The organism is Pseudomonas sp. AC211 (genome assembly GCF_979258055.1).
In genome coordinates this window covers 1,809,294-1,832,809 of the sequence record NZ_OZ409830.1, presented here as the reverse complement: position 1 = coordinate 1,832,809, position 23,516 = coordinate 1,809,294, and the positions used below count along the sequence as shown (strand labels likewise).

Genomic DNA, 23,516 nt, shown 5'->3' with positions numbered 1-23,516 from the left:
TTACGCTCCAAGGAGGTTAACCAAACGGGACACCTGCATATCCATTTTGAAATTTGCTTCAAAATACTCTCTCCCTGATTGTCCCATCGCGTCTTGCTCGCCCTTCGTGAGCGCTTTCATTCGTCGAATATTGGCGACCAAAGGCAATACCTGTTCCGCTGCCGAGGTGAATCCCGCGCTCGCTTCTTCCACGACCTGGGCGCCTTCGCCATTAAGCGACGCGATAATCGGCCGCCCCGAGGCCAGATAGGACTGAACTTTACTGGGAATAGTCTTGGAAAAAATGTCTTCGTTGGTGAGCGAGACCAATAACGCTGAAGACCGCGCGAATATTGCCGGCATAGCCTCCATCGGAAAGCGTCCCGGCAGTGCCAAGTTATCGAGATTGAGCAGCTGCTTTTGCGCCTGTAACCAACCCAAGCGACTGCCACTGCCAACCAGAACCAAGCGAATTTGCGGATCGTCCTGCAACTGCACGGCGGCCTGCACTAAGGTATCCAGCGCCTGCGCAGTACCGAGATTGCCGGCGAACACGACGCAAAAATGCGAATCGAGTAGTTCCGTCAGCTCAGGAGCCAGCGCGATCTCGGCCGTCGACGACTGGCCATCGATAGAATTGGGGTAGTAGTGAATTTTTTCCCGAGCGGCGTAGTGGGCAACCGAGTCGATAAACGACCGGGACTGGACGAGCAACAAGTCGCAATGGTGATAAATACGCTTCACCACCCAACCAACAGCCTTGAGTGCGTGCGGGTTTTTAACGAAGCCAGTCGCCGCGAGACTTTCCGGCCAAAGGTCTTGCACCCATAACGCCAGCTTGGCTTTTTTAAGCCACTTCAAGGCAATCGCCGGAATCGTTTGGGTGACCGGGGACGGAGCGAACACCACGATGGCGTCAAACTCGAGCTTGCGCAGCATCCAAGGCAGGCAAAACAAGCCGGCGACGACAAAAGACAGGTAGTTGAGAATCAGATTCTTCGCCCCGCCCTGCCCGCGCGGCCAGAGAGGCACACGCACTACATCGACTCGGTCGAGGTAGCGTTCGCGTTGCAGTCCCCACGCCCGATAGCCCTCGAACACATTTCCGTCCGGGTAGTTTGGCTTGCCCGTGGCCACGGTCACTTGGTGCCCCTGCTCGTCGAGCGTGCGCACGATATCGTTGATGATGAAACTTTCCGGCCAGAAGTACTGGCTCAAAATAAGGATCTTCAAGCCAGGCTCACTTTTGCTTATTCACTGGAGCCGAAGCCGGCTGAAACGGTACGCCCGAGAGTTGTTCGTAAACCTGGCCAGCCCTGCCGAGCAGCACATCCCAGGTGTACTGAGCCAACACCAGCTGTCGCAATTTTTCGCCGTAAACGGGCAATGCTTGTGGCTCGCCAAGCAGTTGATCGAGCCCCGCTGCTAACGCATCGACCTGGGCAGCCACTACCAAACCGCCGCCAGCGCCTTGCACTTCGTCAAAACCACATTGGTCGGTAAGCATGACCGGCGTGCCTTGCAGGCCCGCCTCCAACGCCACCAACGACATGGCTTCACGGCGCGAGGGCACGGCCAACAAGTCGGCTGCAGCCAGGGCATCCTGCTTCGCCTGACCGGCTAGAAAACCGACAAAGCGCACCCGCTCGGACAGCCCGACGTCACGGGCCTGCGCCCTGAGTTGCAGACCCAGCGAATCGTCCGGGCCGGCAAAAACCAACACCGCATCAGGATGGCGTTCGGCAATCGCAGCAAATGCCTCAAGCAACAGATCCGGCCCTTTTATGGGACTGAGCCGTCCTAGAAACAGCACGACCTGCTTACCATCCAGTGCATATCGCGCCTTGAAAGAAACGACATCGGGCACCGCTGTGCTGTCGGGATCGACGCCATTGGGCAGAAGCACGATGCGCTCATCAGTCACCCCGTATTCGTGAAACTGCTCGCGCTCCAACTCCGTCACGGCAAAACAACGCGACGCCCCGTTCACGATACGGCGGCCCACGACCCGGTTATAAATCCGCTTGATCCAAACCGACCGGCCAAAGATGCGTAAAGCGCCTGCTGGGCAATACACATAGGGCTTATTCAACCGCAGCGCCGCCAGACAAACCCGAGCGCCCAGAACGCTCCAATGACCAGTGAAATGAATGACATCAGCCTCTGCCACCAGCGCGGCGATGCGTCTGTTGGAGATAGCGGGGAATAAAAAGCGATGAAGGAGCGAATGCACGGCCACCAACTGAATTCCCTCAAGCTCGGCGCGGCGTTTAGCGCCCAACCCCTCGTCCGTGCACAGCACCGTGCAGCTCACACCTGCTCGTTGAAGCGCCTTGGCAAGCTGGAAAGTTCGCTCTGCAGTGCCGCCTCCCGAAGAAGGATCAATGCCGTCAGCCACGTGCAAGACCTTCATCAGTTGATATCCTGCATATATGCCTTCGCAAACTCTTCGAGAGAAGAGTTAAAGTCACTCGAAGCTTTAAAACCCCACAGGCGGATTTTGGATGAGTCATAAATAAGGGCGGGATTTGCCTGGGAACGCCCTATAGCGCGAAGCAAAAAACGGAGTAGCGGCCGCGGAAGGCTAAATGAACTCCGACAAGCCCGTTTCCCCAAAGCCGCGCCAAGAATAGCGTCGACAGCCTGATAGTTGTTGGCCGGTTCTTCATCAGACGAAACCAAGAAGACATTACCCTCAAGCATCTTGGGGGTAAGCGCTAAAAAAACGATTGCGTCGACCACGTCGCCCACGCTAACTAAATGCATATGCCGGGTGCCGTGAATAAATCGAAGAACGTTTCGATAAAAAAAACCTCGGCGGGTGAGGTTGTCCGCTAACTTTATGAGATTTTTACCGCCCGCACCGAAAACGGCGGTGGGTCTTAAAATTCCGAGATCGACACGACCAGCCAACTTACCCTGCAAAACCTTTTCCGCAGACAGCTTTTGCCTTTCATAAGCCGTCTGCGGGTTGCACTCACAAAACTCGGTAACCCGATCGGACTCAGGAACGCCAACTACCATTGCAGTACTAACGTGTAAAACCCGCCGCACGCCGGCAGACTCCGCTGCCGCAGCCAGGTTTCTCATACCTTCAAGAAAGCGTTCGCCGTCACCCGAACTGGAAGGCTGCGCCAGATTTATTAAGACATCTGCACCCGCGAGGAACGCACCGAGGCTGTCAGGAACAACCAGGTCTCCCGTATAGGAGCGCGGCGCCATCGGCCCATCCGGGGCCAACTGACGCGTCAAAACTCTGAAGTCAACGGCAGCAGCAGTCAACGCGCTCACAAGGTGGCGGCCGATAAAGCCGGAGGCGCCAACAACACAAACAACTGGACTTTCAGAAGGCAAAGTCGGAATCCCTGCAAACGAAGAGCTCATTTAGAAAACAGACGATCTGGCACTACTTGAAACGCTTGTGGATATACAAAGACGCATCATAAACATTGTTGACGCCCAGTAAAGATGAATCGGCAATTCTCGCACCAAACATTACCGTCTTCGCCCGACGAAGCAACGAGTCGAAAAATCTAACGGCCTTCTTAAACAAGAACCGGCAGGATCTGCGCCGCAGATCAAGAGAATATTTCTCAGCCATAACTGTTGCTGCCGCCTTCACATCTTCATAGTTTTTTGAATTAGCTGTGCTTACTGAAAAACGAAGCATTGATTCTTTATCGACGGCAAACCCGTGCGTGAGATTCGGGAATCTGTCTGAAAACTGAGCAAACGTCTCAGCCATAACCACCTCTAGGGAAAAGGTGAATTTATAGTCCGAGTGAAATTCGAGAGTGTTTTCTTTGAGATACTTATTCGCTTCGTTATTTGATCCTTTCTTTTCCAGGCCGGAAACTCCGTTACTCTTGCCCGATGCGCCACCGATAGTAAAAGGCTTAAAACTAAAAACGTACTTGTCTACGAAGAATGCTGTGGCAAACGCAGAATAAGCATCCGGTGTGATAGAAGCAAAGTAAGCCCCCGCCGAAAAAGCCTTATCGATTACGCTTTTATGGACGAACCCGTGATATAGCTTAGGCATTCCAAAGGTGTAAGGCTCCCTGAAACTAAGGCATCGTTGGACCCACCGGCGCGACGTCCGAAGCTCAAGCTTTTCCTTTGAACTAGCCCAACTTAAGAAATTCGCCCTGCTAATATCAGGGAAGTTAGGCCAGCAATATTCGGCACTTTGGCCGGAAATAGCCAACACGTTAAATCTTTTTTGAACTTCAGCCACATAGTTAATCGAGTCAGGTAGAAGACCGTCATCGTCACCTATAAACATCACGAAACCTTCACCCACATGAGAGAGCGCAAACTCGAAGTTCTCCGTCATGCTCAATCTACGGCCCGGGTTGATATACTTCAACCTTGCATCAGAAAACTTAGCTACGACCTCCCGAGTACTATCGGAGCTAAAATTATCACTAACAATAACCTCGTAATTCGGATACGCTTGAGACAAGCAAGTCTTCAACGCACTTTCCAGCGTCTCCGCCCTGTCTCTAGTAGGAATAATAACTGTATATTTTTCCATACTTACCTCAATCGATTTTTTTGCAAAAAAAGCGTGCAATCAAAAAAAACCTAATTCGCGGCAGCGACAATGCTACAGCTATCACACTGCACACCGACGCTAAAAAAACCTTTAAATAAAGCATCGCAACTGTCTCCCTACCGGAAAATATGAACGCCACTGCTGTGCACGTTAGCCCTCCCGCGACAATAGGGAAAACCACGGAATTAACATGCCAGTATAATTTTTCTCTCCGAACCAAGCGGGAATGCATAAACTGAATTCCAATTAACATGGCTACAAAGTTCATAACTGCCCAAGCGCTAGCGGCCCCGACGCTACCCCACTGCGTAGAAGAGAAATACACGGCGGGCGCAAAAAACACCACGAGTAATAAGTTTTGATAAAGCGCGAGTCGGGTCCATCCGCTGGCAAGCTGCAACGCATACGGAAGGGCCATCAAGCCGTTTAGTGCATTTCCAATTACTAGTAGCGAAAAAACAAATGCCGAATTAGCAACCAACGTAGAATTCTGCGTCCACAGCAACAATACAGAAGATGAAAAAAAAGCAAGCACACATGCAATCGGAACTATAACAATTGCAGCGAGCTGGCACCCGTTTCGGTACGCGAGAGCCAAATCGACCTCATTTTTCGTTGCAAAAACCTGAACAAATCGGGGCAGAAACGCGTTAAATAGAGGACCATTAACCTTAAGAATTACCGCAGCAGCGGTCGACGCGAATACGTAATAGCCAAAATTCTCCAAACTCAACAACTTACTAAGCAATAATTTATCCAACTGCGTCAATAGCACAGACAATAATGTAACGCCCGTCACTCCCGCCGCAAATCGCCAGATGCCACTTAACACTTCGAGTGAAAACCGTGCTTGGCCTCTTGGTAAAAATCTAAAGAACACATAACGCACTGCTGCTACCTGGATCGCAGCAATTATAAGCTGCCATACAAAAAACGCCTGAACCGTTGAGTCGACGAACCACAACACCACAGCAGCGCCTAAAGCTTGAAAAGTAGCGAAAACAGCGAATAGACCATTTAGGAAAACCTGTTTTTGCAGTCCATTTAGCCCACCAATATACAAGGTTAACGGCCACCGCAATCCTATGACCGCTGCCATGATTGATATGGCAACCTGAATATCCTCCTTACTCAAAACATCCGGGTTCAACCAGCTACTAGCAATATAGCCAGAAGCCAAAATAATAGTGGCGACGATTACCGCAGCACAGATTACATATATGCATTCTAATGTTCGCACGGTATCGAGGATCAGCTTGTTACTTTTATCATCTACTGTAAGTTTCGCGAGCTCTCTATTTAGAGTTTGAGACAAGCCCAGATCCAGAACCGAAAAAACAGCTTGAAGAGAAAGAAATATACCGACTAGGCCGTATGCCTCGACGCCCATTAGCCGAATATAAAGCGGGATAAACGCAAGACTTACTATTGCTGCCCAGACATTTCCCGTAAGATTGGCAAACACATTTAAATTCACATTAGACATGTGGATACGCCAATTTAAAAAAACAGCATACGAACAGAACGACCATCTTCAATTGAGCGCCCAGAGACAAAACACTTCACAAACACACTTAGCTGTCTTAATGTTAATCCCACTCCCCGCACAATGAAGGAACATAACGATCCCCTGAAAAATCCGCGCCAATTACCTGAAGTATGACACATTAAAGTTAACGCTCGTTACCCTGAGCTTGGCCCTGAAAAAAACTAAACGAGCCAAGCCACTGCGCCTAAATCATCTATTGCTAAAAAACTTGTCCGCATGAAATTCAGTCAACTCCTTAAACTTCACCCCTCCCTTTCCATCTTCGAATACATAACAATCTCCCGGAGTATTGCTATCAACCAATCGTACCCCCGGAGCAAGCACTGTATTACTGCGCACCTTACAATCTCCGATGATCATAGACCCAGGATACATAACCACACCCTCGCCCAAAGAAGGTCTTGTGTAGTTTTTTTGCCCTACCGTGCACCCATGATGGAACACACAAAACTCACCGTATTCCGCTTTGGCAAAAACAGACCCAAGGGTATGCCCAAGGAGGAAATTTTTAGGCATTTCAATCTCATAGAAAATGTCTATTCCGTTTAACATTTTATTCAGAGAAAATATTGGGCTTAACAGTTCTGAGCTAACTCCCGCCTTATAAAGCTTGTTCGAAAGCTTATAAAGAAAAATCGCATATTGCCACGATATCGCCGGGTTGAATCCAGTACGGCCTGGAGTGTAACTCTCAACAATAGCGTCCACCTCGCTGGCAGAATCCTCAATGAAAGGCAGCAGCAGCCCCTCTTGTCCGGCAAACGCTTCGGAAAAAAATGTAATTTGCCGCTCAAAATATTTATATATCGTTAAAGACATATGCCAAAAGTTCTCTTAACGTGTTACGCACGCATAAATGACATTGCAGTCCTCAGGGTGTTGTTTGCCGAGTTCGTAGGAAGCGCGACAAAATTCTGCACGCCAGTCCCGCGGCTCCGCACCAACTCGCCCCCAGCCAAATCCACCCTCTTCCCAAAGCCCATTCTTCAGGAACCAGTCGATTTGCGGAGTGGAGAGCATCTTGTAAAAAACGCCGCCAGTTGCAGTAATCTTCAAGCCGGCTCGCGCAATATCCTCGGAAAGTGTTTGCAACGAGTATGAACGCCTATGCCCAGCCACATTTATGTCGAAAGGAGATAGCTCCTCACACTCGGTTAGTGTGCCCATCAGAACAGCCAACCGGCGGTTAATTGCAAGTGCATTAGGAACATGTATCAGTAAAACCCCGTTTTCTGATAGCAGTCCGGCAGCTTTTTCCAGCACGCCCACAGGATCAACGACGTGTTCAAGTATGTTGAGCATCGTGATCGTGTCGAAACGTTCGCTAGTTTCGAAGTCTTCAATCAACGCCTCATGAAACTCAGCCGTTGATAAATTTTTCCGGGCCAACTCAAGATGCGTGCCGGAAGCATCTACGCCGACAACTCTCTCGAAAGCAGGTGCAAGCATAGAGGTGAGAGCACCGTCCCCACACGGCATGTCCAATAGACTTTTGCCTCGTGCATATTCTAAGCAACTCTGCGCCTGGTAATATCCCAGGATGTTGTTGTAATCGCTGAAAACTTGCGACCGAGCCCACGTGAAAGACTCTTGTAGTTTCTTCTCTTCAGAATTGCTCATTAATAACCCTGCTCTTCGCAATCAATTGTCGCAGACCGACCTCGAACGAAATGGACGGGCGCCAGCCTAATAGTTTATCCGCTCGGGAATGATCCATCGAAATAGAAGCGACTTGCGAGTCCACTGCAACTCCTCTCACTTCGCTCGTACTACTCAAAGCAGCAACTACAATTTGTGCGACATTTGCAGTACTCGTCAACAACCCAGTACCGATATTAAGATATCCAAGATAACTTTTTTGGACCGTCAAGCAAATCGCTTTCACAAGATCATCGATGGACATTAAATCAAGGGCTGGCGCACCGTTTTTATAGACGTGCGTAACTATTTCCTCTCCGCGCAAGGCTTTATCTATAAAGTTGTATATGAACTTTGGCTTATCCGATCCTTCACCATAAACAGGCGAAGATCTAATTATCGAGCATTTGAGCCCCCTAGACTGAACACTCAATTCAATAAGCTTTTCTGCAAGATATTTTGTATCTCCATACGGTCCTTTCGGATAAGCCGGAAGAGACTCACTGGCATGTAAAACTCCACTGTAACCAGAAAACACCTCCCAGCTCGAAGGATATACTAAATGGATATCTTGAGAAATGCATACATCCAGGACGTTCCTCAGCATGGTGAGAGTCGAACCTAAGGCAACATTCGAGGTGTATACCCGCGGACTTGCCAAATGAACTACGTAGTCGACTGAATGCTCAACAATAAACAACTCGAGCTGAGTACTCCCTCCCTCTAGGTCAAGCTGTTCCCGCGTTGGCGCGATAACGTTATACAGCGCGCGCAGATGGGGTAACAGCGCCTGACCTACAAATCCACTGCCGCCAGTGACTAAGACGGTACGCGTCAGCCCGCTTTTTACTTTACGAGCCGATCCGAGCGCCTCCCTAACTGCAGCCAGCGGCTCCAGTTTGATCTCCTTTTCTCCGGTGGCGTCTTGGACTTTCCGTATCGCAGACTCTAGCGATATGTTCTCATAGACGGAAATAACCCCAGCAGCGATCGCGTTACTGCGCGATATACCATAATCGCAACAAATTACAGTTTTAAAGTCGGCCTTTAGCGACGCAACGCCTTCATCAATCTTCGCCTTAACCGTGCTAGCGTTGTTACCTTGCTTATCTACCAAGTCTCGTACATCGATGACGGTATATTCTGTGGAGCCGATGACATCCACAGCGGGAGCTGTTCCAATATTGGAATTAATCCAGCGGATACTCATCTCATGGCCTCACCGTCGATATACCTTTCGGTAAGGCTGCGCAGATACAATCCCGGCTTTATTTCCTTCTTAGCTGGGACGCTGCCTTTGGAAAGGTATTGCAAAAGTATGTCAACTTCATTGAATCCAGCCATGGCTCGTAAAAATGTAGACGCCGAAAAGCGAGGATTTATCTCAAACGGCATAAGCACGCCGTTACGCACACGCCCTTGAATGTTCATAGGCCCACGACTTCCAGCTGCAACTGCGATCTTTTCTGCCTGAGCGCAGATATCTGAAAACGTATCGATATACCCCTGCGAATAACCGCTCGAAATAAGACCGCCACGCCCTTTATAAGAGACTGAAAGCTTTGCATCAAAAGCGCGGCGTAGAGCTATCGAGCCGGCAACGGTACGATCCGGTAAGGAGAGTACGCCGACAGTAAACTCACCCTCGGAGTCGTCAACGTATTCTTGGGCGAGAGGCGTGTTTCCGCTTCGCCGAATAAACTCGGCATAGATCATCGCTTCATCAAGTGTCACTGCAAAAAAAACAGACGCACTACCACCGGACCCGGTGGCAGGCTTGACAATGCAGGGTAAACCAACTGCTTCAATATCTTCTTTTAACTGGATCGCACGTGTAACCGGAATGGAGATACTTGCTTTTTGTAACAACTTGAAAGTGGCATCTTTATCGGAAAAGGTGGCGATCACATCTTGGGAGTTACTTAGTAACGTGATGCCCGCTCGCTGTAGCTGATCCGCTTCCGCGCCTAGCAACACCATTGGCTGCTCTCCGCCCGGAATCAACCAACGAATTTCTCTGCTGTCACAAGCGTTAATTACGTCCGCGACATAATTTTCCCTACTCACAACTAGCGTTTCTTTGAAACGGGGTTCGTAGAGTCCATAAGCGGTATGGGAAATGTCACATCCATAAGCCTCATATATACCCGCCATATCTAAACATTTAAGCAGCTCCGTCCCTAAAGACGCGCCGCCAATCCCCGCTATCATGACTCGCTCAACTGTAGAGCTCATTGTTCTAGCCGCCTAATCAGAACATCTGCGATCCTTTTTTGCTGATCACGTGTCAGGTCATGATAACTAGGCAAGTTTATGGCTCGCGCAGGTATGGACCATGCGTTTTCATTTTCTCGTTGCCGGGTAAACATAGGAAGCCCTGAAAGGGGACTAAAAAAAACGCGAGCATCAATATTTTTTTGTGCGAAGTCTTCTTGGAGAATCGCACAAGTTAAACCGCAATCAGGTGTGAATACTGCAGTTGGCATCCATGCACCTATTACTGTTCCAGCAGGCTCGGGGTTGAGAAACACGTCTGCATGGTTACCTAGAAGCTCGCGATAGCAATTCATCACTTCTCGCTTTCTAGCGATTAACTCACTAATGCGCTCGACTTGGGCACATCCTATCGCAGCTTGAATGTTGGACATCTTGTACTTGAAGCCAACCATATCGGGCCAAAACTGTTTTGTCTGATTTCGCGCGCGCCCGTGATTGGAAAGAGTCAGGACAGTTTCGTAGAGCTCTGCGTCATTGGTGACAAACATGCCACCCTCGCCCGTTGTCATGGTTTTGGTGCCATGGAAAGAGAACGCGCCAAACGCTCCCATGCTTCCAGCTGACTTGTTGTGATACTGGGAACCTATCGCCTCCGCAGCATCCTCAATAACCGGGATATTGTGTTTTAGGCCGATGGCTAGCAGCGCATCCATATCGCAAAGATTGCCATAAAGGTGTACCGCGACGATCGCTTTGGTACGAGGCGTAATGGCCGCTTCCACTTGGGCCGGGTCCAGGCACCAGGAGTCGGGCAATATGTCGACGAAAACCGGGGTCGCTCCAAGCTGCACAATCGGCGATGCAGTGGCGATCCAGTTGGTGTCCGCCATAATCACTTCGTCGCCAGGGCCAATACCGAGCGCTGCCATGCCCATGTGCAACGCTCCAGTGCAACTGGAGGTAGCGATCGCATACTTAACGCCGAGATGTGCCTTAAAGGCTTCTTCGAACCGGGAGATGTATTCGTAGCAACGATCACCCCAACCATTCCTGGCAGCGTCGGTTGCGTATTCAACCTCGAGCTCGGTGATTGAGGGTTTGGTGTAATAGATGCGTTCGCTCATTTTAACTCCAGCGTCGGAACTGCAGTGACGTACTTACCGCCCCACTCACGGATATAGCCGGTCTGCTGCATAACTTCGGTTGCAATATTCCACGGCAGAATCACGACGATATCCGGGCGCTCCGTAATCATTTTTTCCGGGGCAAAAACGGGAATATGACTGCCAGGCAAATATTTCCCCTGCTTCGAGGGCGCTGCATCACATACGAAGGACAGTAGGTCAGGTTTAACCCCGGCGTAGTTCAACAACGTATTCCCTTTGGCAGCGGCCCCATAGGCGGCCACTTTTTTCCCTGCTCGCTTTTGTTCGATAAGGAAACTCAGCAGGTTATTTTTCAATTCATCCGCGCGCTGTTGGAAGCTTTCGTACACGGCCAGATTTTGCAGGCCGGCACTTGCTTCGGCTTCCAGTACCGCAGCGACGGCGGCGCTGGTAGCGGGCGCCTGTTCTGTGTGGGCGCCGAATATGCGCAAGCTTCCGCCATGGGTTGGAAGCTCTTGTACGTCGTAGATGCACAAGCCCGCCGCGGCGAAGATCTGCGAAACGGTGTACAGCGACAGGTAGGAAAAGTGCTCGTGGTAGACGGTGTCGAACTGGGTGTGTTCGATCAGGCGCATCAGGTGCGGAAATTCCAGCGTGATGGTGCCGCCGGGTTTCAAGGCGGCTTTTAAACCGCGAGTGAAGTCGTTGATGTCGGGCACATGTGCATAAACGTTGTTGCCGGCGATCAAGTCCGCCTGGCGTCCTTCTTTTGCCAGACGCTCGCCCAGCGCTTCGCCGAAAAACTCGCGTAACACCGGAATACCGAGACGTTCCGCAGCGGCAGCGGTGCTGGCGGTCGGCTCGATTCCGAGGCATGGAATGTCGCTGGCCACGAAGTTTTTGAGCAGATACCCATCGTTGGATGCAACTTCAATCATAAAGCTGTCTTTACCCAGGGCCAGACGCTCGGTCATGGCTTTGGCGTAAGCCGCTGCGTGTTCCAGCCAACTGCTGGAGGTCGAGGAAAAGTAGGCGTAGTCCTTGGAAAAGAACAGATCGGCCTGGGCGTAGTCTTCTGTCTGCACCAGCCAGCAGTGGTTGCACACTTTCAGTTTGAGCGGGAAGTAAGTTTCCGGCGCGCTGAGTTCTGCCTCATTAAGGTAGGCGTTCGATGGCGGCGCGAACCCGAGGTCAACGAACGTGTGTTGGAGCGGCTCGGCACAGTGACGACAGTTCATAGATACAGTCCGGCAAAATCGGGAGTTAGCAGCGGATGATTCGTATCGCGCTGTGATAAATCGGTGACCGGCAACGGCCACGTGATGTTGACAAGAGGATCGTCAAAACGAACGGCGCCTTCGGACGCGGGCTCGTAGAAAGCGGTGTGCAGGTAAAGCAGCTCGCTCTCGGCTTCCAATACTTGAAACCCGTGCGCGCAGCCTTTGGGAATCACCAACATATTCGCAGATTCCGGGGTCAGCATTTCGGCGTGCCATTGCAGGAACGTCGGCGAGTTCGCGCGCAAATCCAAGACCACGTCCCAAACCCGCCCTTTCAGGCAGCGGACCATTTTTACTTCAGCGTGGGGCGGATGCTGGAAGTGCATACCTCTTACCGCCCCGACTGTACGGGTACGGGAATGGTTGATCTGCACGATGTGCTCAGAACCCAACTGCTCTGCGAGGCTCCGTTCGCAGAAAAGCCGGCCGAAAGCGCCACGGTTATCCTCGAATGGAAGTTGTTGGGCGACCACAAGACCGTCGATTTTGGTGTGACTGACAATCATGCTTCGACCCAGACGCTGCCGGCTTCGCGCGCGGCTTCAACGTAACGCTTGAGTTGCTCGCCCGTTAGCGCCACGCCGGTGGTGTGATGATGTTTGTACCATTGAGCGGTCATTGCCAGGCTTTCGGTGATAGTCCATACCGGCCGCCAAGAGAGATGGGCATGAGCCTTTGCGCAGTCCAGATAAAGCAGATTGGCTTCGTGCGGTTGCGTGGCTTGCGAGGTATGCCAGACCATCTGTGACCAATGTATCTGGAGGCTTTTCAACACGTCGGCAACGGTGCGGTTGTCTTCGGGGGCTGGCCCGAAATTCCAGGCATCGGCGGCGGTTTTATCCGCGAGCAAGAGACGCTGACCGAGGAGCAGGTAGCCGGACAGGCAGTCCAATACGTGCTGCCAAGGCCGCGTCGACTGCGGCGAGCGGATTTCCAGCGACGTATTGGCTGCGACGGCGCGGACCAGGTCGGGGATGAGCCGATCTTCAGACCAATCGCCGCCGCCAATCACGTTGCCGGCTCGCGCCGACGCCATCAACGGCGCGCCTTCGCTGGACCAGAACGACTTGCGGTAGCTTTCCACGACTAGCTCACTGGCGGCTTTGGACGCGCTATAGGGGTCGTGGCCGCCGAGACGGTCGATTTCCCGATAGCCCCACGGCCATTCGTTATTGGCGTAGACCTTGTCGGTGGTGATGACGACCACGGCGGTGACGCTTGCGGTCGTGCGGCAGGCTTCGAGGACATTGGCCGTGCCCATCACGTTTGTGGACCAGCTTTCTAGCGGGTCTCGATACGAGCGGCGGACCAACGCTTGTGCGGCCAGGTGAAAAACGATGTCTGGCTGGACTTGAATAAATACGTCCTGCACCGCCTTGGCATCGCGAATGTCGCCGGTAATGTCTCGGGCAGAACTGTTCAGCAGCGACCAGTGACTGGGGTTTGTGCCCGCCTCTAGGGCGAACCCGGTCACATCAGCACCTAGCTCCGTGAGCCAAGCGGCAAGCCAGCTGCCTTTGAAACCGGTGTGCCCGGTTAACAGCACTTTGCGGCCGCGGTAGATATCACCGAAAATTTTCATGCCCACACTTTCCAGGGGGAGTGCCGTTGCTCCACAGGTCTTCCAAGTGGTTCTTGTCACGTAGCGTGTCCATCGCCTGCCAGAAGCCATTGTGCTCGTAGGCCATCAAATTACCTTCGCTGGCTAAACGCATTAACGGTTCAGCTTCCCAGCTAGTTTGGTCGTTGGCTATGTAATCGATGACAGAGGGATTCAAGACGAAATAGCCGCCGTTGATCCAGGCACCATCGCCGGCCGGCTTCTCTTGAAAACTTTGCACCGACCCGCCCTGCAGGTTCAGCGCGCCATATCTACCAGGCGGCTGGATGGCGGTTACGGTGGCAGGTTTGCCGTGGGCAAGATGGAAATCGACGAGATCGCGAATGTTGACGTCGGCAACGCCATCGCCATAGGTAAAGCAGAAAGGCTCATCGCCGAGATGTTCGCGAACGCGCTTAAGTCGCCCGCCGGTCAGCGTTTCTTCACCGGTATTCACCAACGTAACTCGCCATGGCTCTACATAGCGCTGGTGAACTTCCATGGTGTTGTTAGACATATCAAACGTTACGTCTGACATATGAAGAAAGTAGTTAGCAAAGTACTCTTTTATTACATAGCCTTTATAACCACAGCAGATCACGAAATCATTTATTCCGTAGTAGGAGTAAATTTTCATAATGTGCCACAAGATAGGTTTTCCACCGATCTCGATCATTGGCTTAGGTTTGAGATGGGACTCTTCAGAGATGCGCGTGCCGAGGCCGCCTGCAAGAATTACCGCTTTCATGAAAACCTTACCTGCCAATGCTTATGAACACTCGCGACGAAACCAGGCGGTCGCGGCGGCGAAATAATTAAGCAGGAGAGAAAGGCAGGCCACACACCTGTGAAATCAGTCGATTTTTCAACGTGTTAACTGAAAAATCCATTTCATACAAGCCTGAAAAATGTAGGGCTTGGACCATCCTGCGAAGGCCGAATTCTACCTCAAACGGTAAATAACTCGCGAGCCTTACAGGGCAATCTATTTTGCAGAATCCGATTCAAACGGTTCAGCGTACCGCGCTTCAGGGAGGGAAATGAGCGCTATTGTGGTAAGCCAGCTTTATTCGTCTTCGTTGACCCGGTCGCGCAACTCCTTGCCCGGTTTGAAATGCGGGACAAACTTCCCGTCCAACCGAACTGACTGCCCCGTCTTGGGATTTCGCCCAACTCTCGGTGCACGGAAGTGAAGTGAAAAGCTGCCAAATCCTCGAATCTCGATCCGATCTCCCGTCGCCAGCGCTTGGGACATCTGTTCCAGCATGGTCTTGATAGCCAACTCAACGTCTTTTGGGGACAAGAGGCCTTGATGGATGACGATGCGTTCGATCAGTTCGGACTTGGTCATGATTTTCCCTTCGTTTTCAAGCGACTAGATCAGCTTGCAAAGGTTTTAGCATGACCGCAGCGCTTTGAACAGCCCCCTGAACGCTGCAGCTTGTTGAATTCAAAAACAAAAAAAGGCGACCGAAGTCGCCTTTTTTCTTAACGGAAGCTCAGAACTTAGTTCTGGTTTTCCATTTGTGCGCGGATCAGATCACCGATGGTGGTCGGACCAGCAGTTTCAACTTCCTGCTTGCGCATTTCTTTGATGGCTTCTTTTTCGTCTTCAACGTCTTTCGACTTAACCGACAAGCTGATTACGCGGCTCTTACGGTCAACGCTGATGATTTTAGCTTCTACTTCTTCGCCTTCTTTCAGCACGTTGCGGGCGTCTTCAACGCGGTCGCGGCTGATTTCGGAGGCTTTCAGTACAGCTTCGATGCCTTCGGCCAGGGTGATTACAGCGCCCTTGGCGTCTACTTCTTTGACGGTGCCGCGAACGATCGCGCCTTTGTCGTTGGTAGCAACGTATTCGGAGAACGGATCGCTTTCCAGTTGCTTGATGCCCAGGGAGATGCGCTCACGCTCTGGGTCAACCGACAGGATCACGGTGTCCAACTCGTCGCCTTTCTTGAAGCGGCGTACAGCTTCTTCGCCTACTTCGTTCCAGGAGATATCGGAAAGGTGAACCAGGCCGTCGATGCCGCCATCCAGACCAATGAAGATACCGAAATCGGTGATCGACTTGATGGTGCCGGAGATCTTGTCGCCTTTGTTGAACTGACCCGAGAAATCTTCCCACGGGTTAGTTTTGCACTGTTTGATGCCCAGGGAGATACGACGACGCTCTTCGTCGATGTCCAGAACCATAACTTCCACTTCGTCGCCAACTTGTACGACTTTCGAAGGGTGGATGTTCTTGTTGGTCCAGTCCATTTCGGAAACGTGTACCAGACCTTCAACGCCTTCTTCCAGCTCAGCGAAGCAGCCGTAGTCGGTCAGGTTGGTTACACGAGCAGTCACGCGAGTGCCTTCTGGGTAACGCGCTTTGATAGCAACCCATGGGTCTTCGCCCAGTTGCTTCAAGCCCAGGGAAACACGGTTACGCTCACGATCGTACTTCAGCACTTTTACATCGATCTCATCGCCAACGTTGACGATTTCCGATGGATGCTTGATGCGTTTCCAAGCCATGTCGGTGATGTGCAGCAGGCCGTCCACGCCACCCAGATCGACGAATGCGCCGTAGTCGGTGAGGTTTTTGACGATACCTTTGACTTGCTGGCCTTCTTGCAGGGATTCCAGCAGAGCTTCACGCTCGGCGGAGTTCTCGGCTTCGAGGACGCTGCGACGGGAAACGACAACGTTGTTGCGCTTCTGGTCGAGCTTGATGACTTTGAATTCCAGCTCTTTGCCTTCGAGGTGCGTGGTGTCGCGCACTGGGCGAACGTCAACCAAAGAACCTGGCAGGAACGCACGGATGCCGTTAACGTCGACTGTGAAGCCGCCTTTAACCTTACCGTTGATAACGCCCTTAACCACTTCTTCAGCTGCGAAAGCCGCTTCCAGAACGATCCAGCACTCTGCACGTTTGGCTTTTTCGCGGGACAGCTTGGTTTCACCAAAGCCATCTTCAACCGCGTCCAGCGCAACGTGTACTTCGTCACCGACCTTGATGGTCAGCTCGCCAGCGTCGTTGTAGAACTGCTCGAGCGGGATGACGCCTTCAGACTTCAGACCGGCGTGGACAGTAACCCAGTCACCATCGATATCAACAACGATACCAGTGATGATTGCGCCCGGCTGCATGTCGAGGGTTTTTAGGCTTTCTTCAAAAAGTTCTGCAAAGCTTTCGCTCATGTTAATTCCTGATTGATCTAGGACGGATAAACCCGCCCAGCATCCACACTCCAGACAATGTGGGTTTCGTTAGTTTAAAAGCCGGGTGTGGGATAAAGACTGGGTTCCTCACAGACCTGCTCTGTCATCCAGCGAGGTCGCGATTGGCGACTTCGTTCAGAATGCGTTCTAGCACCTGCTCGATCGAGAGTTCGGTGGAATCCAGCACAATGGCGTCAGCCGCTGGTTTGAGCGGTGCCACCGTGCGCTGAGTATCGCGCTCATCGCGCAGACGAATCTCGTCTAGCAGACTCGCAAGATTAACATCGTCGCCTTTTGCCTTCAACTGCAAGTACCGGCGTCGAGCACGTTCTTCCGCACTGGCGGTCAGGAAAATCTTAAGCGGCGCGTCAGGGAACACTACGGTGCCCATGTCGCGACCATCCGCTACAAGGCCGGGCATTTCTTGGAAAGCACGTTGCCGCTGCAACAGCGCATCCCGCACGGCGCCTAGCGCGGCGACTTGCGAAGCACCGGCGCCAATCTGCTCGTTGCGAATCGCGTCGGTGACTTCTTCGCCTTCCAGAATGATGCGTTGCGGCTGCCCATTGGCGGCGGCAACGAATTGCACATCCAGATGAGCGGCGAGCAGCTTCAGCGCTTCTTCATTAGTCAGGTCGACGCCATGGTTGCGCGCTGCGAATGCCAACAAGCGATACAGCGCACCAGAATCCAACAAGCTCCAGCCCAGCTTTTTGGCGACCAAGCTGGCAATGGTGCCCTTGCCCGAACCGCTTGGACCGTCGATTGCGATGACTGGCGCCTGAATGCTCATGATTTGCCCTCTTCAGCGACACGAATGCCCACTTGCGCGGCCAGGCCGAGGAAGTTGGGGAACGAGGTGGCGACGTTGGCGCAATCGTGAATGCGGATTGGCGCCGTAGCGCGCAGCGAAGCGACGCTGAAGGACATCGCAATGCGATGGTCGCCATGACTGTGCACTTCGCCGCCGCCCAACGTGCCGCCATCAATAATGATGCCGTCCGGCGTCGGCTCGACCTTCGCGCCCAACGCCAGCAGCCCATCGGCCATAACCTGAATACGGTCGGACTCTTTAACCCGCAGCTCTTCCGCGCCGCGCAGAACGGTACGCCCTTCAGCCACCGAGGCAGCAACGAACAGTACCGGGAATTCATCGATGGCCAGCGGCACCAAGTCTTCCGGAATGTCGATGCCTTTGAGTTTGGCCGAGCGAACGCGTAAATCGGCTACCGGCTCGCCGCCCACTTCCCGCTGGTTTTCCAGCGTGATGTCGGCGCCCATCAGACGCAGGATGTCGATCACGCCGGTACGGGTCGGGTTAATGCCGACATGTTCCAGCACCAACTCGGAATCTTCGGCAATCGAACCGGCGACCAAGAAGAAAGCGGCGGAGGAAATATCCGCCGGCACTTCGATGTGCGTCGCGGTCAGTTTGTGGCCGGATTCAACGGTCGCCTTGTTGCCTTCGACGGTCACCGGGTAACCGAAGCCGCGCAGCATGCGCTCGGTGTGGTCACGCGTTGGCGCAGGCTCGATCACGGTGGTTGAGCCCGCAGCGTACAGACCGGCGAGCAGCAGGCAGGATTTCACCTGAGCACTGGCCATCGGCATTTCGTAGGTCATGCCACCCAGGCGACGGCCGCCGTGAATGGTCATGGGCGGACGCCCTTCAGCAGCGGTGTCGATCAAGGCGCCCATTTCACGCAGTGGCTTGGCCACGCGATTCATCGGACGTTTCGACAGCGACGCATCGCCCGTAAGGGTGACGTCGAACGGCTGCGCGGCCAGCAGGCCCGACAGCAGACGCATCGACGTGCCGGAGTTGCCGAGATAAATCGGGCCGGGCGGCGCCTTCAAACCATGCAGACCAACGCCGTGAATGGTCACGCGGCCGTGGTGCGGACCTTCAATGACCACGCCCATGTCGCGGAACGCTTGCAGGGTCGCCAGGGCGTCTTCGCCTTCGAGGAAACCTTCCACCTCGGTCACGCCTTCAGCCAGCGAGCCGAGCATGATCGAGCGGTGGGAAATGGATTTGTCGCCCGGTACACGAATACGGCCGGACAAACGGCCACCTGGGTTGGCCAGGAAAATCAGATCGTTGGTATTCATAGCGTCCACATAGGCCCGACGGGCCAAAATTTTGCTGAAATGCTCACGGGCCACTCGAGCGCGAGTGAAAACGCCCAGAAGCTGATGCCCATCCCCGGCATCGACCGCGTCGCGCAGGGCGTCGAGGTCGCTGCGAAAAGTGTCCAGCGTGCGCAGCACCGCCTCGCGATTGGCGAGAAAGATGTCATGCCACATCACCGGGTCGCTGCCGGCGATTCGCGTAAAGTCGCGAAAGCCGCCAGCGGCGTAACGAAAGATCTCCAGGTTCTCGCTGCGTTTGGCCAGAGAGTCGACCAGCCCAAATGCCAACAGATGCGGCAAGTGGCTGGTCGCGGCCAGCACTTGGTCGTGGTGCTCCACCGCCATATGTTCAACGTCGGCGCCCAGCGCACGCCACAGGGCGTCGACCAGGCTCAACGCTGCCGAATCCGTCTGCTCAAGCGGCGTCAAAATGACTTTATGACGCCGGAACAACTCGCTATTCGAGGCCTCAACACCGCTCTGCTCCGACCCGGCAATTGGATGACCTGGCACGAACCGCGCCGGCAAACCGTCGAAGGCCAGACGCGCCGCGCGCACCACATTGCCTTTGGCGCTGCCGACATCGGTCAGCACGGCGTCGCCCAGGTCGAGCTTGGCCAATTCGCGCAGCAGCTTTTCCATCGCCAGAATAGGAACCGCCAGCTGAATCACACTGGCGCCCTGACAGGCGGCAGCCAATTCTGCTTCGCAACGATCCACCACACCCAGCTCCACGGCCATGCGCCGCGATTCGGGGTCAAGGTCGAGGCCGACCACTTCGCGGCACAAGCCGCTTTCGCGCAAGCCTTTGGCGAACGACCCGCCGATCAAGCCCAGGCCAATCACCACCAGGCGCTCGATCATAGGTGCACGCTGTTGCGCCGCCATGACATCAGCCACTGGCAAGAACCTTGGTCAGCGCATCCAGAAAGCGCGTGTTCTCGGCCGGCAGGCCGATAGTGACGCGCAGGAAGTTGGGCATGCCGTAGTTGGCAACCGGACGCACGATCACGCCTTCGCGCAGCAGGCCTTGATACACCGGCATGCCCTCGCGACCGAGATCGACGGCGATGAAGTTGCCTTTCGAGGCGATCCAGCTCAGGCCGAGCTGCCGAAAGCCCTGCTCCAGTTGTTGCATACCCGCGTCGTTGAGCGCGCGACTTTCATCAAGGTAGTCCGCATCCCCCAGCGCCGCACAGGCCGCCGCCTGGGCGAGGCTGTTGACGTTGAAGGGCTGGCGAACGCGGTTTAGCACGTCGGCAATGGCGGGCGACGATACGCCGTAGCCCACGCGCAACGCAGCCAGGCCATACGCCTTGGAGAAGGTGCGCGACACCAGCAAGTTCGGGTGCGCGGCGAGGAAATTCAGCCCATCCGGCAGTGCTCCGCCAGTGGCGTATTCGATATACGCCTCGTCGAGCACTACCAACGCATGCGCCGGCACCTTGGCGAGGAAACGACGCAACGCATCGGCATCAAACCAGGTGCCGGTCGGGTTGTTCGGGTTGGCGATAAACACCACACGGGTGTTGGCGTCGATGGCCGCGAGCATGGCGTCGAGGTCGTGCCCCCACTCCTTCGCCGGCACCACTTTGGCCTGAGCGCCCACCGCCTGGGTGGCGATGGGATAAACGGCGAACGCGTGCTCGCTGAACACCGCGTTCAAGCCCGGCGCCAAATACGCGCGGGCGACCAGCTCAAGAATGTCGTTCGAGCCGTTGCCGAGCGTCACTTGATTAGTCTGCACACTGCAGCGCTCGGCCAGCGCAGCTTTCAATTCGAAGCCATTGCCGTCGGGATAACGCGTCAATTCGGCGGCCGCCAGGCGAATGGCCTCCAGCGATTTCGGACTTGGCCCCAGCGGGTTTTCGTTACTGGCCAATTTGACGATGCTGGCCGGGTCCAGATTCAGCTCCCGGGCGAGCTCGTCCACCGGTTTACCCGGCACGTAAGGCGAAAGCTTTTGCACGCCGGGCTGGGCCAGGGCGAGGAAATCACTGCTCATGGGTTCTCCTCAGAGAATCGTGGAGGTCACAGCACTGCCTTGGGATACGAGCCCAATACTTTCAGTGCGACCGCTTCCTGATTGATCTTTTCCAGCACGTCACGGATCAGCGGATCACGGTGATGGCCGGCGAAGTCGATAAAGAACACATAGGTCCATTTGCCGCTGCGCGAAGGCCGCGTTTCGATGCGGGTCAGGTCGATGCCATTGGCATGGAACGGCACCAGCAGTTCGTGCAAGGCGCCCGGCTGGTTGCGCATCGAGGCGATGATCGAGGTCTTGTCGTCGCCGGTCGGCGGCACTTCCTGGCTGCCGATAATGAGGAAGCGCGTGGAGTTATCCGGACGGTCTTCAATCTTCTCGGCCAACTTGCTCAAGCCGTACAGGCCAGCGGCCATATCGCCGGCAATCGCCGCTGAGTTCCACTCGCTTTTTACCCGCTTGGCGGCTTCGGCGTTGCTCGAAACTGCTACGCGCTCGACGTTCGGATAGTGCGCGTCGAGCCACTTGCGGCACTGCGCCAGGGACTGAGCGTGGGAGTAAATGCGGGTGATGCGGTCAGTTTTGGTGACATCGCCGACCAACAAGTGATGGTGAATGCGCAGCTCTACTTCGCCACAAATCACCAAGTCGTGCTCGAAGAAGCTGTCGAGGGTGTTGTTCACCGCGCCTTCGGTGGAATTTTCCACCGGCACCACGCCGAAATTCACCGCTCCAGCGGCCACTTCGCGGAACACTTCGTCGATGGCAGCCATCGGCACGGTGATCACCGCATGGCCGAAATGCTTCATGGCTGCTGCTTGGGTAAAAGTACCTTCCGGCCCCAGATAAGCGACCTTCAGCGGTTGCTCAAGCGCCAGGCACGACGACATGATTTCACGGAACAAACGCGCCACTTCCTCATTTGGCAGTGGGCCTTTGTTCAGTTCCATGATGTGCTTGAGCACCCAGGCTTCGCGTTCTGGACGGTAGAAAACCGGCTTCTCGCCCTCGGGCAGCGCGGCCATTTTCACCCGTGCCACTTCTTGCGCGCAGCTGGCGCGCTCGCTGATCAAATCGAGGATTCGCTTGTCGAGGCTATCGATGCGAACCCGCAGCGCTTTGAGCTCGTGCTCGGAAGGTACACCTGTCATTAGCCGTGCTCCTTCTCGAACTCCGCCATGTAGGCAACAAGCGCTTGAACGCCATCGAGGCCGACGGCGTTATAGATAGAGGCGCGCATGCCGCCGACCGAACGGTGGCCTTTGAGATTGAGCAGGCCACGGGCGTCGGCGCCGGCCAGGAATGGCTTGTCCAGGCGCTCGTCTGCGAGGCGGAACGGCACGTTCATCCACGAGCGCGCGTTCACGGCAATCGGGTTGCTGTACAGATTGCTGGCGTCAATGGCGCCGTACAGCAGCTCTTTCTTCGCCCGGTTACGCTGCTCCATCGCCGCGACACCGCCCTGCTCTTTCAGCCATTCGAACACCAGGCCAGAGAGGTACCAGGAGAAGGTCGCTGGCGTGTTGTACATCGAGCCGTTATCGGCCGCGACTTTGTAGTTGAGCATGGTCGGCGTGCTGGAGCGAGCACGGCCGAGCAGGTCTTCACGGACGATCACCACGACCAAACCGGACGGACCGATGTTCTTCTGGGCGCCGGCGTAAATCAGGCCGAACTTCGACACGTCGAGGTTGCGCGACAGAATGTCCGAAGACATATCAACCACCAACGGCACGTCACCGGTTTCCGGAATCCAGTCGAATTGCAGACCACCGATGGTTTCGTTGCTGGCGTAGTGAACGTAAGCGGCGTCTTTAGTGAGCTGCCATTCGTTCTGGCCAGGGATGGCGAAGTAGTCGTACGGCTTGGCACTGGCGGCGACGTTGACGTTGCCGTAGCGACGCGCTTCTTCGATGCTTTTCTTCGACCAGATACCGGTGTCGATGTAGTCGGCCGTGCCGTCTTCTGGCAGCAGGTTAAGCGCGATTTCGGCAAATTGCTGGCTGGCGCCGCCTTGCAGAAACAGCACTTTGTAGTTCGACGGAATAGCGAGCAGGTCGCGCAGGTCTTGCTCGGCTTTCTCAGCAATGGCCACGTAGTCATCGCTGCGATGGCTCATCTCCATGACCGAAAGGCCTTTGCCATTCCAGTCCAGGAGCTCGGCCTGAGCACGTTGCAGTACAGCTTCGGGAAGCGCGGCTGGGCCTGCGCAGAAGTTAAAGGCTCGCTTGCTCACGTCAGTCTCTCTCGTTCTACACCGTC

20 protein-coding genes and 1 pseudogene are annotated in these 23,516 nt (G+C 54.2%); all 21 read right to left on the bottom strand.

The window, feature by feature from the left end:
- Window positions 1–1,212, bottom strand: coding sequence for a glycosyltransferase family 4 protein (locus ACZZZP_RS08805; protein ID WP_463382446.1), 1,212 nt, complete (start codon window positions 1,210–1,212; stop codon window positions 1–3).
- Window positions 1,213–1,219: 7 nt separating this feature from the next.
- A complete protein-coding gene (locus tag ACZZZP_RS08800; RefSeq protein WP_463382445.1) occupies window positions 1,220–2,392 on the bottom strand; it encodes a glycosyltransferase in 1,173 nt (390 codons plus the stop codon).
- On the bottom strand, window positions 2,392–3,333 hold the full coding sequence (locus ACZZZP_RS08795; protein WP_463536446.1) for an NAD-dependent epimerase/dehydratase family protein: 942 nt from the start codon (window positions 3,331–3,333) through the stop codon (window positions 2,392–2,394). Before ACZZZP_RS08795 ends, ACZZZP_RS08800 begins: the two co-directional genes overlap by 1 nt.
- Window positions 3,334–3,385: 52 nt before the next feature.
- Window positions 3,386–4,516, bottom strand: a complete 1,131-nt coding sequence (locus ACZZZP_RS08790) for a glycosyltransferase family 2 protein (protein WP_463382443.1) — start codon at window positions 4,514–4,516, stop codon at window positions 3,386–3,388.
- 7 nt (window positions 4,517–4,523) lie between these two features.
- The gene (locus ACZZZP_RS08785) at window positions 4,524–6,023 is read right to left on the bottom strand and encodes a lipopolysaccharide biosynthesis protein (RefSeq protein WP_463536445.1); all 1,500 of its coding nucleotides are present in this window, start codon (window positions 6,021–6,023) and stop codon (window positions 4,524–4,526) included.
- Between the two features lie 252 nt (window positions 6,024–6,275).
- Window positions 6,276–6,905 carry an LbetaH domain-containing protein gene (locus ACZZZP_RS08780; protein ID WP_122497910.1) on the bottom strand — a complete coding sequence of 210 codons (630 nt, stop codon included), beginning with the start codon at window positions 6,903–6,905 and terminating at the stop codon, window positions 6,276–6,278.
- 15 nt (window positions 6,906–6,920) lie between these two features.
- Complete coding sequence (locus ACZZZP_RS08775) at window positions 6,921–7,706, bottom strand: class I SAM-dependent methyltransferase (protein WP_122497908.1); 786 nt, start codon at window positions 7,704–7,706, stop codon at window positions 6,921–6,923.
- Window positions 7,693–8,934, bottom strand: coding sequence for an NAD-dependent epimerase/dehydratase family protein (locus ACZZZP_RS08770; RefSeq protein WP_463382441.1), 1,242 nt, complete (start codon window positions 8,932–8,934; stop codon window positions 7,693–7,695). The genes ACZZZP_RS08775 and ACZZZP_RS08770 overlap by 14 nt, the downstream gene beginning before the upstream one ends.
- Entirely contained in the window at window positions 8,931–9,935 is a 1,005-nt protein-coding gene (locus ACZZZP_RS08765) for an ATP-grasp domain-containing protein (RefSeq protein WP_463382440.1), read from the bottom strand. Before ACZZZP_RS08765 ends, ACZZZP_RS08770 begins: the two co-directional genes overlap by 4 nt.
- Before the next feature lie 20 nt (window positions 9,936–9,955).
- Entirely contained in the window at window positions 9,956–11,065 is a 1,110-nt protein-coding gene (locus ACZZZP_RS08760) for a DegT/DnrJ/EryC1/StrS family aminotransferase (protein WP_463382439.1), read from the bottom strand.
- Window positions 11,062–12,285 carry a methyltransferase domain-containing protein gene (locus ACZZZP_RS08755; protein WP_463536941.1) on the bottom strand — a complete coding sequence of 408 codons (1,224 nt, stop codon included), beginning with the start codon at window positions 12,283–12,285 and terminating at the stop codon, window positions 11,062–11,064. Before ACZZZP_RS08755 ends, ACZZZP_RS08760 begins: the two co-directional genes overlap by 4 nt.
- Complete coding sequence (locus ACZZZP_RS08750) at window positions 12,282–12,833, bottom strand: dTDP-4-dehydrorhamnose 3,5-epimerase family protein (RefSeq protein WP_463382438.1); 552 nt, start codon at window positions 12,831–12,833, stop codon at window positions 12,282–12,284. Before ACZZZP_RS08750 ends, ACZZZP_RS08755 begins: the two co-directional genes overlap by 4 nt.
- Window positions 12,830–13,909, bottom strand: a complete 1,080-nt coding sequence (gene rfbG / locus ACZZZP_RS08745; RefSeq protein ID WP_463382437.1) for a CDP-glucose 4,6-dehydratase — start codon at window positions 13,907–13,909, stop codon at window positions 12,830–12,832. The genes ACZZZP_RS08750 and rfbG overlap by 4 nt, the downstream gene beginning before the upstream one ends.
- Window positions 13,906–14,675 (bottom strand): annotated as a pseudogene (gene rfbF, locus ACZZZP_RS08740) (glucose-1-phosphate cytidylyltransferase). The gene rfbG and the pseudogene rfbF overlap by 4 nt, the downstream one beginning before the upstream one ends.
- Window positions 14,676–14,993: 318 nt before the next feature.
- Complete coding sequence (gene ihfB, locus ACZZZP_RS08735; protein ID WP_463382436.1) at window positions 14,994–15,278, bottom strand: integration host factor subunit beta; 285 nt, start codon at window positions 15,276–15,278, stop codon at window positions 14,994–14,996.
- Between the two features lie 155 nt (window positions 15,279–15,433).
- Window positions 15,434–17,113: a 30S ribosomal protein S1 gene (gene rpsA / locus ACZZZP_RS08730; protein WP_122453300.1), complete on the bottom strand. Its 1,680-nt coding sequence runs from the start codon at window positions 17,111–17,113 to the stop codon at window positions 15,434–15,436.
- A gap of 124 nt (window positions 17,114–17,237) precedes the next feature.
- The gene (cmk, locus tag ACZZZP_RS08725; protein ID WP_122497896.1) at window positions 17,238–17,927 is read right to left on the bottom strand and encodes a (d)CMP kinase; all 690 of its coding nucleotides are present in this window, start codon (window positions 17,925–17,927) and stop codon (window positions 17,238–17,240) included.
- A complete protein-coding gene (locus ACZZZP_RS08720; protein WP_463384677.1) occupies window positions 17,924–20,131 on the bottom strand; it encodes a bifunctional prephenate dehydrogenase/3-phosphoshikimate 1-carboxyvinyltransferase in 2,208 nt (735 codons plus the stop codon). Before ACZZZP_RS08720 ends, cmk begins: the two co-directional genes overlap by 4 nt.
- A 28-nt stretch (window positions 20,132–20,159) precedes the next feature.
- Complete coding sequence (gene hisC / locus ACZZZP_RS08715) at window positions 20,160–21,272, bottom strand: histidinol-phosphate transaminase (protein WP_463382435.1); 1,113 nt, start codon at window positions 21,270–21,272, stop codon at window positions 20,160–20,162.
- Window positions 21,273–21,298: 26 nt separating this feature from the next.
- Complete coding sequence (gene pheA / locus ACZZZP_RS08710) at window positions 21,299–22,405, bottom strand: prephenate dehydratase (protein ID WP_122497890.1); 1,107 nt, start codon at window positions 22,403–22,405, stop codon at window positions 21,299–21,301.
- A complete protein-coding gene (gene serC, locus ACZZZP_RS08705) occupies window positions 22,405–23,490 on the bottom strand; it encodes a 3-phosphoserine/phosphohydroxythreonine transaminase (RefSeq protein ID WP_463382434.1) in 1,086 nt (361 codons plus the stop codon). Before serC ends, pheA begins: the two co-directional genes overlap by 1 nt.
- Window positions 23,491–23,516: the final 26 nt, after the last annotated feature.